Genomic DNA, 12,924 nt, shown 5'->3' with positions numbered 1-12,924 from the left:
GCGGCGTTAGGGGGCCGCTGTCAGTGAGCACTGACTGGGGGCGGGACACCAGGTTTCAAGCGTGCGTGCATGAAACGAAAACGCCTGCCCCGAGAGGAGCAGGCGTGAAGGGAGGTGGCGCGTACGGCGTATGGGGAAGACGTCAGCCGCGCGGTGTGACGTCGTTGTAGGGGCTGGGCGGTTGCTGGCCCTCGAGGGCGGCGATGACGTTGTCAACGGCGCGCTGGGCCATGGCCTCGCGCGTTTCATGCGTCGCCGAGCCGATGTGCGGCAGGGTCACGACGTTGTCCATCCGCGTGAGCGGCGAGTCGCCGGGCAGCGGTTCCTGAGCGAAGACATCGAGCCCCGCAGCGTGGATTTCGCCGCTGGAGAGCGCCTCGATCAGGGCCTCCTCGTCGACCACCTTGCCACGCGCGATATTGATCAGAATCGCCGAGGACTTCATGCGCTTGAGCACGTCCGCGTCGATCAAGCCGGTGGTCTCGGTGGTGAGGGGCACGTTGACGCAGACGAAGTCGGACTGCTCGAGCAAGGCATCGAATTCGCAGTGCGTGGCGCCTAGTTCCGCTTCCAGGGCCGGCTTGGGCGAAGCATGGGTGTAGAGCACCTGCATGCCGAAGCCCAGTGCGCCGCGACGCGCGATAGCCTGGCCGATGCGCCCGAAGCCGATCATGCCCAGCGTCTTACCGTGGACATCGGTGCCGAAGTGAGGCTCGCCGATACTGCTCGTCCACTGGCCTTGCTTGACCATGTTGGCCAGTTCCACCGCGCGACGGGCGCTGGCCATGATCAGCAGGAAGCCGGTGTCCGCGGTGGTTTCGGTGAGCACGTCCGGCGTGTGGCAGAGCAGAATGTTGCGCCGAGTCAGCTCGTCCACGGGGTAGTTGTCGACCCCCACCGAGATGCTCGAAATGGCTTCCAGGTGTGGGGCATCATCGAGCAGCTCGGAGGTGACCGGCAAACTGGCGCCTAGCAAGCCGTGCGCTTCGCCCAGCGCTTCACGAAACGCGGGGTCGTCGGCGCTTTCCAGATGGTCAAAATAATCGACGTGGAAGTGTGTGCGCAGTTGTTCGAGGTGATGGGGCTTGAGTCGCCCGAAGGCGAGGATGCGCTTGGTCATGCAGGGCTCCTGATCGTGAAATACAGCATGGTGGCGTGTCGTCACGCCATTGGATGTGCGGCTTCCAGGTCGCGCAGTCGGTCCCGGTGCGGCAGGCCTTCCATGTCACCGACGACCTGAACCTGTTCGGCGCCGATGAGATTGCCGCGATGCGCGGCCTGGCGTGGCGAGCACCCGTCGAGCAAGGCGCTGATCACACCCACCGCGAAGCCATCGCCAGCCCCCACGGTATCGACGACCCGGGAGACGGCCACTCCCTTCACTATGCCGGCATCGTCTGCCGTGCGCACGTAGCTGCCTTCCGGACCGAGCTTGATGATGACCCCGCTGGCGCCTTGATCGAGGTAATAGCCGGCGATGTCGTGCGCGTTATCGAGGCCGGTCAGGCGCTGGCCCTCGGCGAGCCCCGGTAGCACCCAGTCGGCGTGTGCGGCCAGCGCATTGAGGGTCTCGCGCATCTCGGCTTCGCTGTTCCACAGCGAGGGCCGCAGGTTGGGATCGAAGCTGATCGTGAGACCGGCTTCGCGCGCGCGTTCCAGCATGTGGAAGGCAAGTTCGCGTGTACTGGGTGAGAGCGCGGGGGGCAAGCCGGTGGCGTGTAGGTGGCGCACTCCCTGAAAGTCGAGATCGCGCACGTCGGCAACGCCCAGGTGGCTGGCGGCGCTGCCGCGCCGGTAATAGGCCACCTTGGGATCCTCGCCGTGTTCGGCGCGTTCCTTGAAGACCAGGCCGGTGGGATGCTCGGTATCGGTACTCAGGTAGCGGCAGTCGAGCCCTTCGGCGTCGAGCGTGTGGCGGATGAAGCGGCCGAAGCCATCGTCACCGACGCGGCTGATCCAGGCGACGTGAAAGGCTAGCCGCGCCAGGCCGATGGCGACATTGGTATCGGCGCCGGCGATGCGCCGCTGGAAGCGCTCGACCTCGGCCAGGTCGCCGGGCGTTTCGGCGATGAACAGCGTCATCGCTTCACCGAAAGTCAGGATATCCGGTGTGGAGGCATCGTTCATGAAAAGGTCCTGAAAGAAACTACGAAGGCGGTTGCCGAGGGCACGGCATCGCGACGGAGCAAGCGGTCGTCGATAGGAACGCCCATCATAGAAATACCGGGGCATTACGACAATCGAACATACCTAGACTTTGGTCGGGAAGGTGGCGCTAAAGGAGAGCGGGGAGGTAGGTTGCGCGGGGCGTTGCGCCCCGCGCATGCGTGCTTATTGCGTTTGCTTGGTGTATTTCTCGACGAGCTGGCTAGCGTCGTCGTACAGGGCCTGGCCCTCGAAGCCGGCGGCGTTCATGTCGCTTATCCACTGCTGGATGGTCTCATCGGCGGCCGTTTTCCACTTATCTTGATTGGCTTCGGCAATGTGAATCATCTGCCCCTCGCCACTGGCAGCGATATCTTTGATGGCGGCTTCTTCCGCCTCATCCATGACGTGTCCGATGCGCTGAGCTTCCTGAATCCCGGCGTTGTCGTCGATGACCTTCTGCAATTCGGGCGACAGGCTCTCGTATTTGTCTTGGTTCATCGCCAGGACCATCATGGCCGTATATAGACCATGCTTACCATCGAAGAAGGTATGGTTCTGAGCGACATCCAGCACGCCTAGGGCGGAAGCGCTTTCGAAGGGAAGCGAAAAGCCGTCAATCACGCCACGCGAGATCGCCTCGGGGATCTGAGGGAAGGGCATCCCCACCGCCTGGGCACCCAGGTTGGCAAAAAAGCCATTCATGGCCTTGGAGGGCGCACGAAGGGTCAATCCTTGCACGTCGTCAGCGCTTTCTACCGCCACACCTTTCGTGTGTATCTTCCCCGGTGTGTGGGCGAAGACGGCAATAGGGTAGACGCCCTGGAATGAGTCCTGCATATGCGTCATGGCGTACTCGTGGGCGGCCATGCTGGTGGCTTCACCCGTGGTGGGCATGAACGGCAGGTCGAAGGCCTCAGATGCGGGGAAACGGTTCGGCGTGTAGCTCAAAAGCGTCCAAGCGATGTCGACGACCCCGTCCTTGGCTTGATCATAAAGCGAGTTGGCCGATCCGCCGAGCTGCATAGCGGGGAATATCTCGACCTTGATGGCGCCATCGGATTGCTCTTCGATGCGTTTCGCCCAAGGTTCCAGATACTGTTTCTGAACTGGTGTGGTCGGCGCCGCGAAGTGATGAAGGCGCAGCGTTACGGTGTCTTGCGCCTGGCCGGTGCTGGCCAGGGTGAGACCGCTGAGGAGGAGAAGGCCGGCGAGCGTATGTTTTGTTGTCATCATCTTGAGCTCCATGGAGGCGGTGGCGTGCCAGTGTTCGATATCTCGTGACGTGGCGGTTAGATGGGTTAGGGGTATGGCCGTTAGATGGGCCAGTGGTGTGACCGTTATATGGGATAGTGCCGTGGACCGAGTTGCATGGTCATCCAGCGCAGTTCGGTGAATTCTTCGATGCCGGCTTTGCCACCGAAGCGTCCGTAGCCGCTCGATTTGACGCCGCCGAACGGCATCTGTGGCTCGTCGTGTACGGTGGGGCCATTGATGTGGCAAATGCCCGATTCGATGCGTTGAGCGACGCGCATGGCATGTGCCGTGTCGCGGCTGAAGACCGCCGCCGAGAGACCGTATTCGCTGTCGTTGGCGACGCGCAGGGCGTCTTCTTCGTCCTGGACGCGCATCATCGCTACCACCGGGCCGAACGACTCTTCGGCGTAGAGGCGCATGGCGTCGGTGACACCGTCGACCACGGTGGGTTGCATGATCACGCCCTCGGCCTTGCCGCCGCAGGCCAGGCGAGCGCCGTGACGTTGCGCGTCGTCGAGCAGGTCGTTGAGCTTTTCCCCGGCCTCGCGATTGATCAGCGTGCCGAGCGGGTTGCCGTCTTCACGTGGGTCACCGGCGCGTAGCGTCTCGGCCTTGCGGGCCAGCTTCTCGACGAAGGCATCGGCCACGGCATCGACGACGATCAACCGCTCGGTGGACATGCAGATCTGGCCCTGGTTAAAGAAGGCGCCGAAGGCGGCGGCTTCCACAGCGGCGTCCAGGTCGGCGTCCTCGAGCACCACGAACGGCGCCTTGCCGCCTAGCTCCAGCAGCACTGGCTTGAGATGATGCGCGGCCTTTTCGGCGATGATGCGGCCGACATGCGTGGAACCGGTGAAGTTGATACGACGCACGGTGGGGTGCTCAATCAATGCCTCGACTACCTCGGCGGCTTGCGGCGGTGCGTTGGTCACCACATTGACGATACCGTCGCCCAAGCCGGCTTCGACGAGCACTTCACCGATTAAGTGGTGAGTCGCCGGACATTGCTCGGAGGCCTTGAGGATTACCGTGTTGCCGCACGCTAGCGGTGTGGCGATGGCCCGTGTGCCGAGAATGATAGGCGCGTTCCATGGGGCGATGCCGACCACCACGCCACAGGGCACGCGCACGCCCATGGCCAGGCTGTCGGGCACGTTGGAGGGAATGACATCGCCGCCGACTTGCGTCGTCAGTGAGGCGGCCTCACGCAACATGTTGGCGGCTACCATGACGTTGAAACCGGCCCAGCCCGGCGTAGCGCCGGTTTCATCGACCATGCGCGCGATGAAGTCGTCCTGGCGGGCTTCCATGGCGTCGGCGGCCGCCAACAATTTGGCGCGGCGCTCGCCGGGGCCGGTCTGCGACCAGGCGGGAAACGCTTGCGACGCAGCGTCGGCAGCATGCCGGGTATCTTCTACCGAGGCCGCAGCGGCACGTGTCACGACATGTTCATGCAGTGGATTGCGACGCTCGAAGGTCGCGTCGTCCTGGGCGGTGCGGTGTTCACCGCCAATGAGTAGCGAAAGATCCATGAGACTTCCTTTTTTGTTGTCGAAGCGATATGACGTTCAGGGCTGGGCGGCATGCCGGCAGCGCCATCGGGCGCGGCGGCGTCTTGCGCGTGAACGCCACCGTGCCCTTGCGACTGTCAGCGGTGGTAGCTTTCCAGCCCGGGCTTGATGCTCTTGTCGTCGAGGAATTGCTTGAGGCCTTGCTCGCGGCCGTGTTCCGGGTCGAGCTGCTGCGCCTGGTCGAGCTTGGCGTAGAGGTACTCCTCGTTCTGTTCCCAGGTCAGCTCGCGGCACATCTTGAAGCCGGTCTTGGCGGCACGCAGGACGACGGGGTTCTTGTCGCGCAGTGTGGCGGCCAGTTTGTGGGTGGCCTCGCGCAGCTCGGCGCGGGGCACGCTCTGGTTGACCAGTCCCATGTCGGCGGCCTGCGGGCCGGTGAAGGTTTCCCCGGTCATGATGTAGTACAGCGCTTGGCGATGCCCCACGGTGTCGGCCATGGCCTTGCTGACCAGGTTGCCCGGGGGGATGCCCCAGTTGATTTCGGACAGCCCGAACACCGACTCGTCGGCGGCGATTGCCAGGTCGCAGGCGACCAGCGGCGAGAAGGCGCCGCCAAAGCACCAGCCGTTGACCATGGCGATGGTGGGCTTGGCGTAGTGACGCAGCAGCTTCCATTGCCAGGTGGAGGCATCGCGGCGGACCTTGACCTGAACGATTTCGGGGCTGGCGTCTATCTCGCGGAAGTACTCCTTGAGGTCCATGCCGGCGGAGAAAGCTTCACCCTCGCCGGTCAACACGAGTACATGGGCCTCCTGATCCAATTCTAGCGTTTCGAGAACGTCGATCATTTCACGGTTGAGCGTGGGGCTCATGGCATTGCGTTTGTCGGGGCGGTTGAGTGCCACCCAGGCGATGCCGTCCTCGACGTTGACCTTCACGGTTTGCCAGCGGTTCGTGTAATCGCTCATGTCAATTTCCTGTCAAAATAGTATCAAGTAAGTTGATATTTACCCTGCCAATCATAGTGCGCTATCCTGCGTTTGCAAAGAGGAAACGCTTATGAAAAAAGTGGAATCACAGGCCACCGCCGAGTCGCGGCACGGTGAAGCCGACGACGCCCCCGACGCGGTGCGCGTCGCGTATTTGATCGGCCGGCTCGACCGCGCCCTGCGCCGCCATATCAGCGAGGCCGTGCAGCCCCTGGGTGTGACCATGCAGCAGTACACGGCGCTTTCCGTGCTCGCGCGACGCAGCCCCCAGTCCAATTCGCAACTGGCCGAGAAGTCGCTGGTGTCGCCGCAGGCGGCCAACGAGATGGTCAAGGCCATGGAGACCAAGGGGCTCGTCGAGCGCCGCCCTGACCCGCACCACGGGCGCATCATCCAGATCCGCATGACCGAGGCCGGACAACGCGCGCTGGCTGAGTGCGATCGCACGGTCATGGCGCTCGAAGGCCGCATGCTGGAGAGCCTGAGCGAGGCGCAGCGGGGAGCGTTTCAGCGTCATCTCAAATCTTCCCTCAAGTCACTGGGCGCGGGGCTGGTGGATACCGACTGAGCGAGCGTGCCAGGCGACGCGGACGTCGGACCTGGCATTCTCCTCAACGCGTATAGCGCTCGACGAGTCGTGTGGCATCGTCGTACAGCATCTGCCCGTCGAGCCCCTTTTCCTTGGCCTCGGCGATCCACTCGTCGACGACTTCCTGACCGACGGCCTGCCAGCGCGCGGTTTCCTCGCTGTCCAGGCGGGTGATCGTGCCCGGTTGTTCGCCGCTCTGAATGGCCAGAATCTGGCGATGGTCCGCCTGATCCATGATCTGACCGATCCGGTATGCCTCGCGACTACCGGAATGCGCATCGATGACGGCTTGCAGGTCCTCGGGCAGGGCGTCGTACTTATCCTGATCCATGGCCACGATCATCATCGTCGTATAGAGCGCCCGGTCACCGCTGAAGATGGTGTGTTCGGTGGTGATGTCGGCCAGCCCCATGGCGGTGATGGCCTCGAAGGGAATCACCGTGCCATCTATTACCCCGCGTGACAGTGCCTCCAATGCTTGGGCCACCGGCATGCCGATGGGCTCGGCACCGAGCTTGGCGAGATAGCGGTTCACCAGCAGGCTGGGGCCACGTATCTTGAGTCCCTCGATGTCTTCGAGCGATCCGATGCGGGTCTCTTTGGTATGCAATGCGCCGGGGCTGTGAGTGTGCACGGCGATGGGGTAAACGCCCTCGAGTTCGCCCTGCATGTGGGCCATGGCGTAGTCGTGGGCGGCCTGGCTGGTCGCGGCACCCGAGGTTGGCAGGAAGGGCAGGTCGAAGACTTCTGCCTTGGGGAAACGCCCCGAGTTGTAACCCAGCACGGTCCAGATGATGTCCACCTGGCCGTCCTTGGCTTGATCGTAGAGTGATGGCGGTGTGCCGCCGAGCTGCATGGAGGGATAGAGCTGGACCTCTATGCGCCCATCGGATTCTTGTTCGATGGCCTCTTTCCAGGGGATGAAGTACTCCTGATGAACGGGCGCCGAGGCGGGGAAGAAATGATGTAGCCGCAGGGTATACTCGGTTTCTTGGGCCTGCGTCTGACCGGCGGCAGCGATCGAGAGTGTCGCCGCAGCGGTCAAGACGAAGCGACGCAGGTGCGAAGTGGCGTGTTGGGTCATGGCGAAGTGCCTCATTGTGGTTGTTGTATGACGCCGGGTGGCAAGCGATCAGCCTATGGCGAAAAGGTCGATGAGCACGTTGTCTTGGGTGCGTGCCGCGCTGCCCAGAAACAACGTCCGGTTGAGCCAGTCCAGCCGCGTGCTGGTGGTAAAAAAGCGCGGCGCGGTATGGAAGTAGTAGTCCTCGGGCGGCACGGCTTCGCCGTCTCGTAGCCGCTTCATGACGGCTGGTGGGCCGTGTCGAAAGCCCGTGTTTTCTACCTCGATGCGCTCTCCTTCGTCGGTTTCCAGGAAATAGCGTGCGTACAGTTCAGCTACGCCATCCGCACGTATCGTTTGCCAATCACCGCCCGCGGCGAGAATACGGCCATTGAGCCGTTCGCCGGTCACGTCGCCGCCGGTGATCGCGATGAAGCGACGCTGGCCGTCTGCGCTCTCGCCCAACTCCCACGGAGAGGCGACGTCCACCGTAAGGCGGGCGATGAAATCCAGCGTGGGTGTGCGAAGCGGATTAGTGGACGACATCATGAGCTCTCCTCGGGCGATGCGGTGACGTCAATAAAGCCAGTAGACGAACCCCAATGTGATGGACGGGAAAACCACCAGCATGATGATGCGCAGCACGTCTGCTGCCAGGAACGGCAGAATGCCTTTGAAGGTCTCGGTCAGCGGTACGTGCGGTGCCATGGAGTGAATGATGAAGATATTCAGCCCCACCGGTGGCGTGATCATCCCCACTTCAACGACGACCAAGGCCAGGATGCCGAACCAGATCGCCACGTCGCCGGGAGACATGCCGAAATCCATGCCCGTCACGATGGGGAGGAAGATGGGCACGGTGAGCAGAATCATCGACAGGCTGTCCATGAAGCAACCCAGGATCAGGTAGCACAGCAGGATCCCCGCCAGGACGATCCAGGGGCTGATTTCCAGGCCCACGATCCAGCCCGCCGTGATTTGCGGCAATTGCGTCAGGGCGAGAAAGCTGTTGAACACGCTGGCCCCGAGGACGATGAAGAAGATCATCGCCGAGGTGACGGCCGTGTCGAGGAGGCTATCTCGTAGTCCCTCCCAGCGAAGTCCGCCACGGATGACGGCTAGCAACCCGGTGGCGGCGGCACCGACGGCGGCGGCTTCGGTGGGTGTGAAAATCCCTGTGTAGATGCCGCCGATCACGATGATGAAGATCGCTGCACCGGGCCATACCTCGAGCAGCGAACGCCAGCGCTCGCCGGCCGATGCCTTGGCCTTGCTCGGAGCGCTATCCGGAAAAAAGCGCACGAACAGTGAGATCGCCACCATGTAACTGAGTGCGGCAAGGATGCCGGGGATCAAGGCAGCGGCGAACATCTCGTTGATGTTCTGTTCGGCGAGGATGGCGTAGATGACCAATACCACGGAAGGTGGGATCAGAATGCCCAGCGTGCCGCCCGCGGCCAACGCGCCGGTGGCCAGACTACCGCGATAGCCTTGACGCTCCATTTCCGGCAGCGCGACTTGCGTCATGGTGGCGGCAGTCGCCAGCGAGGATCCGCAAATGGCGCCGAAGGCACCGCAGGCGCCCACCGTCGACATGGCCAGGCCACCGCGACGGTGACCCAACCAGTCATTGGCGGCCTGAAACATGGCGCGTGATAGCCCGGCGCGTGCTGCGAATTGTCCCATCAACAGAAAGAGGGGAATGATTGATAGCGTGTGGCTGGAAAAGTGCTCGTAGGGCAACGTCTTCAGGGCATTGAGGATACCCATCGGCCCCGTGATGAGCATCGACCCTAGCGCGCCGATAACCAGCATGGCGAGACCGATGGGGATGCGGGCGCCCATCATGGCCAGCAACAATACGAAGCCGCCTGCGCCCAGCGTAAGAGGCGTCATGAGGCATCTCCTTGTGCCGAGGGGGCGGTATTGCTCGAGAACGACGACAAGAGTCGATATAGACAGACGAGCGAGAGCAGAGCGAAGCCGACGATGCCGGCGACATAGCCCCACCACAGCGGGATACCCAGCAGCATGCTGGTTTCCATGTAGCGGTGCTTGTCGAGCAAGCCGTGATACAGCCGCCATGTCATCAGGCATGAAACGAGCAGGAACAAGGCTTCCGAAAGTACGGCGAGAAAGCGCTGCACACCCAGCGGTGCACGCATGACCAGCAGATCCACCGTGACGTGGCCTCCGCGCAGATGGCAGTAAGGCAGAAATAGGAACACCGCGATGGCCGTGCCCATCTCGACCATTTCATAATCCCCTGTGACGGGCCCGACCCAGCTCAGGGCCGCCATGTCGCGGATAAACGGCAGGCTGGAGATCCAGCGTCCGAGAATGCTGGCCACCGTCATCAGGGAGAGCGCTGCGACGATCAAGCCCCCGATGATCGCGGCGAGCCGGCAAGTCGTTGCGAGGCCCCGGCGTAGGCAGATGATACTGGCGTTGGATGTCGTCGCTAGGCTGCTCATGATTGTATCTTTATAGGTTGCGTGGATCGGCCAAGGCGCGAAGAGTCGTTTTTTAGTTACTTTGTATAATTAATTGTCCCTGAGCGGGTGTGCAAGCCATGCCGCTTCGATTTGCCTAAAATTGCGGCTAAAGGATTAGTCGTCACTTTCCTCTGACGCATATACCTTCCGTAGCAAGGTCAATAATTGGCGTCTTTCTATTTCGCTAAGCGATTGAGTTGCTTCCAAATCACTTTGTTCCGCCAAGCCTTTCAAGCGATCGACGAGCGCCTCGCCGGTCTTGGTGAGGAAGATCCCGTGCGAGCGCCGGTCGCGTTTGCAGCGCACCCGCAACGCCAGACCGCGCTCCTCCAGACTGTTGATCAAGCTAACGACACGCGGCGGATCAATGCTCAGTGTCTGGGCTAGATTGGATTGCGTCACGCCCGGATAGCCCTCGATGACCACCAGCGAAGAGAACTGTGCCGGGCGAATGTCATGCTCGCGCATGGCCTCGTCGAAGTGCTTGAAAACCTTGAGCTGGGCCCGCCTCAGGGCGTAACCGAGACGCTCCTCGAGCACCAGCCCCTCGACGGTGGTCGGATAGGCTTCCTCAAGGGGCGTCTGCTCCGGGGAGGACGTTTTCTTGGATGTCGTCATGAGGGCTCCTTTATTCGGAGATATAGTTAATATGAGAATTATATGATCGGAGCATTGTTTCCGATATCGGCAAGCATAGGCAACACCAGCATCATTTGCGGCTTATCGTGCAGCTAAAGTCTCATGCGCTGTGTCTAGTCAAAAAAATAGTTACCTATTATAACTATATCTACCACGTTGTTGGCGCAGAACGTACCGCTGAATAACAAGGTTCATCACAGACTAATGGAGCGCCTTTCATGTCGTCCCCTTCCGGCAACCGGTCTATGCCCCGTTCCGAGAGCGATGCGTCCGCACGGTCGTATCGCGTGTACGGTGGTGAGGTACCGGATTATCCCCGTTGCATGACCGAGCGCCTTGCGCACTGGGCACGCGAGATGCCGTCGACAACGTTTCTGGCCGAACGCGAGGGGGTGCAACGTGTCTGGCGGAGATTGACCTTCGGTGAAGCGATGCCGCGCGTGGCCCGCCTGGCACAAGCGCTGCTGGATCATGGCTTATCGGTAGAGCGGCCGTTGGTAGTGCTGTCGGGCAACGGCATCGAGCATGCTCTGATGGCCTGTGCCGCCATGCATGTGGGCATTCCCTACGTGCCGGTATCGCCCTCGTATGCGCTGCTGTCGGAGGACTTCGTCAAGCTTCGCCATATCGTCGAGCTCGTGACCCCGGGGATGATTTTTGTCGACGATGAAGCACGCTTTGGCGCCGCGCTGACGGCCGTTTGCGATGAGCGGGTGACGTGTGTGGCGACGCTACCGAGCCAGCGAGCGTTGACGTTCGAGACGCTGGCGGCGACGCCGGCACGGGCCGAGGTCGACGATGCCCATGCCCGCGTGACGCCGGATAGCGTCGCCAAGTTGCTGTTCACCTCGGGTTCGACGGGCATGCCCAAAGCGGTGATCAACACGCAACGTATGCTGTGCAGCAACCAGGTCATGCTCGAGAAACGTCTGGATTTCCTGAGCCGGCACAAGCCGGTGTTGGTGGACTGGCTACCTTGGCATCACACCTTCGGTGGCAACACGATCCTTGGCATGACGATCCATAACGGGGGCACGCTGTACATCGATGACGGCAATCCGACGGCGGATGGCGTGCGCCGCACGGTGGATAACCTGCGTGAGGTCTCGCCGACGTTCTATTGCAACGTACCCAAGGGCTTCGAGGCCCTGGTCGAGTATTTGCGTGATGACGAGGATTTACGTACGACCTTATTCCGCGACCTCGAGATGATGCACTTCGGTGGCGCCGTGTTGCCGGTGCATGTGCGCGAGGCGCTGGATACCTTCGGTGAGCAGACACGTGGACGTCCCGTGCCCATGCTGACGGGGCTTGGGTCCACTGAGGCGTGCCTGGCGTTCTGTACTGAGGAGGCCAGTGGTACGCCGGGCCTGATCGGTCGGCCCGTGCCGGGGATGTCGCTCAAGCTGGTGGCGACGGACGACAAATGGGAAGCACGCCTCAAGGGGCTCAATGTCACGCCGGGCTACTGGCGCGACGCCGAACGCACCGCCGAAGCATTCGATGACGAAGGCTATTATTGTACCGGGGACGCGATGAGACTCGCCGACCCCGACCAGCCCGAACGCGGACTAATCTTTGACGGTCGCTTGAGCGAGAATTTCAAGCTGGTGACCGGTACCTGGGTCAATGTAGGTATCTTGCGATTGCAGCTCATCGAACACTTCGCCCCGCTGGTGCAGGACGTGGTGATCGCCGGTGAAAGCCGTGACTATCTCACCGGGTTGGTGGTACTGAACGTCCCCGCATGCGCGCAGCATATAGGTGTTGCGACGTCATCAGTGCATGACTTGGCGCACGATGCCACCTTGCATCAATGGTTCGCGCAACGTCTGGCAACCTGCCGTCAAGGGCAGTCGAGCTCTACGTGTCTGGAACGTCTACTGATTCTGGATACGCCGCTTTCGGTCGATCGCGGCGAGTTGACCGATAAAGGGTCGGTCAATCAGCGCTTGGTGCGCGAACGCTACGCCGATCTCGTCGGAACACTCTATGCCGAGATACCTCGCGATGCGCGCGTGGTGCTGCCGGCTTACCATGCCTGATAAATGCGTACTACGCGGGCTGCTCAAGGCGCCACCCGCACCCCGAGAATAAACCTGATGACACGCAGCCATAGCGTATTGCTTTCCGGCACTTGGATCGTGGCTGCGGTGCTTATCGACGGTAGACAAAGCATGGCGATCCTGCGGCAATGTCCGGCAACGAGATGGGCATAATCAAAGCAGTCGAGGAG

The 12,924-nt window shown here is 61.8% G+C and carries 12 protein-coding genes; 2 read left to right on the top strand and 10 right to left on the bottom strand.

Going from position 1 to position 12,924, the window contains the following annotated elements:
• Positions 1 to 142: 142 nt before the first annotated feature.
• The 5 genes from KZO83_RS10605 to KZO83_RS10585 form a co-directional block, all read right to left on the bottom strand.
• On the bottom strand, positions 143 to 1,120 hold the full coding sequence (locus KZO83_RS10605) for a 2-hydroxyacid dehydrogenase (RefSeq protein ID WP_247620792.1): 978 nt from the start codon (positions 1,118 to 1,120) through the stop codon (positions 143 to 145).
• Between the two features lie 41 nt (positions 1,121 to 1,161).
• Positions 1,162 to 2,127: a sugar kinase gene (locus KZO83_RS10600; protein WP_247620791.1), complete on the bottom strand. Its 966-nt coding sequence runs from the start codon at positions 2,125 to 2,127 to the stop codon at positions 1,162 to 1,164.
• A 204-nt stretch (positions 2,128 to 2,331) separates the two neighbouring features.
• Positions 2,332 to 3,381 (bottom strand): TRAP transporter substrate-binding protein, encoded by a 1,050-nt coding sequence (locus tag KZO83_RS10595; protein WP_247620790.1) that lies wholly within the window; start codon positions 3,379 to 3,381, stop codon positions 2,332 to 2,334.
• 104 nt (positions 3,382 to 3,485) lie between these two features.
• Entirely contained in the window at positions 3,486 to 4,934 is a 1,449-nt protein-coding gene (locus tag KZO83_RS10590) for an aldehyde dehydrogenase (protein WP_247620789.1), read from the bottom strand.
• 116 nt (positions 4,935 to 5,050) lie between these two features.
• A complete protein-coding gene (locus KZO83_RS10585) occupies positions 5,051 to 5,881 on the bottom strand; it encodes a p-hydroxycinnamoyl CoA hydratase/lyase (RefSeq protein ID WP_247620788.1) in 831 nt (276 codons plus the stop codon).
• A 91-nt stretch (positions 5,882 to 5,972) separates the two neighbouring features.
• Here KZO83_RS10585 and KZO83_RS10580 point away from each other — a divergent pair, with 91 nt between their 5' ends.
• On the top strand, positions 5,973 to 6,470 hold the full coding sequence (locus KZO83_RS10580; protein WP_247620787.1) for a MarR family winged helix-turn-helix transcriptional regulator: 498 nt from the start codon (positions 5,973 to 5,975) through the stop codon (positions 6,468 to 6,470).
• A gap of 43 nt (positions 6,471 to 6,513) precedes the next feature.
• On the opposite strand, the gene KZO83_RS10575 is transcribed toward KZO83_RS10580, so the two are convergent.
• From KZO83_RS10575 to KZO83_RS10555, 5 genes are all read right to left on the bottom strand, one after another.
• Entirely contained in the window at positions 6,514 to 7,575 is a 1,062-nt protein-coding gene (locus tag KZO83_RS10575; RefSeq protein WP_247620786.1) for a TRAP transporter substrate-binding protein, read from the bottom strand.
• A gap of 48 nt (positions 7,576 to 7,623) precedes the next feature.
• Positions 7,624 to 8,103 (bottom strand): DUF3237 domain-containing protein, encoded by a 480-nt coding sequence (locus tag KZO83_RS10570; RefSeq protein ID WP_247620785.1) that lies wholly within the window; start codon positions 8,101 to 8,103, stop codon positions 7,624 to 7,626.
• A gap of 27 nt (positions 8,104 to 8,130) precedes the next feature.
• Positions 8,131 to 9,450, bottom strand: a complete 1,320-nt coding sequence (locus tag KZO83_RS10565; RefSeq protein WP_247620784.1) for a TRAP transporter large permease — start codon at positions 9,448 to 9,450, stop codon at positions 8,131 to 8,133.
• Positions 9,447 to 10,028, bottom strand: coding sequence for a TRAP transporter small permease (locus tag KZO83_RS10560; protein WP_247620783.1), 582 nt, complete (start codon positions 10,026 to 10,028; stop codon positions 9,447 to 9,449). Before KZO83_RS10560 ends, KZO83_RS10565 begins: the two co-directional genes overlap by 4 nt.
• 135 nt (positions 10,029 to 10,163) lie before the next feature.
• On the bottom strand, positions 10,164 to 10,667 hold the full coding sequence (locus tag KZO83_RS10555) for a MarR family winged helix-turn-helix transcriptional regulator (protein ID WP_247620782.1): 504 nt from the start codon (positions 10,665 to 10,667) through the stop codon (positions 10,164 to 10,166).
• A 344-nt stretch (positions 10,668 to 11,011) separates the two neighbouring features.
• Here KZO83_RS10555 and KZO83_RS10550 point away from each other — a divergent pair, with 344 nt between their 5' ends.
• Positions 11,012 to 12,733 carry a feruloyl-CoA synthase gene (locus KZO83_RS10550; RefSeq protein ID WP_247620781.1) on the top strand — a complete coding sequence of 574 codons (1,722 nt, stop codon included), beginning with the start codon at positions 11,012 to 11,014 and terminating at the stop codon, positions 12,731 to 12,733.
• Positions 12,734 to 12,924 lie beyond the last annotated feature (191 nt).

The sequence above is a fragment of the Chromohalobacter moromii genome (assembly GCF_023091865.1).
In the GTDB taxonomy this organism is placed as follows: domain Bacteria; phylum Pseudomonadota; class Gammaproteobacteria; order Pseudomonadales; family Halomonadaceae; genus Chromohalobacter; species Chromohalobacter moromii.
This window is presented reverse-complemented; position numbering and strand designations above follow the sequence as displayed.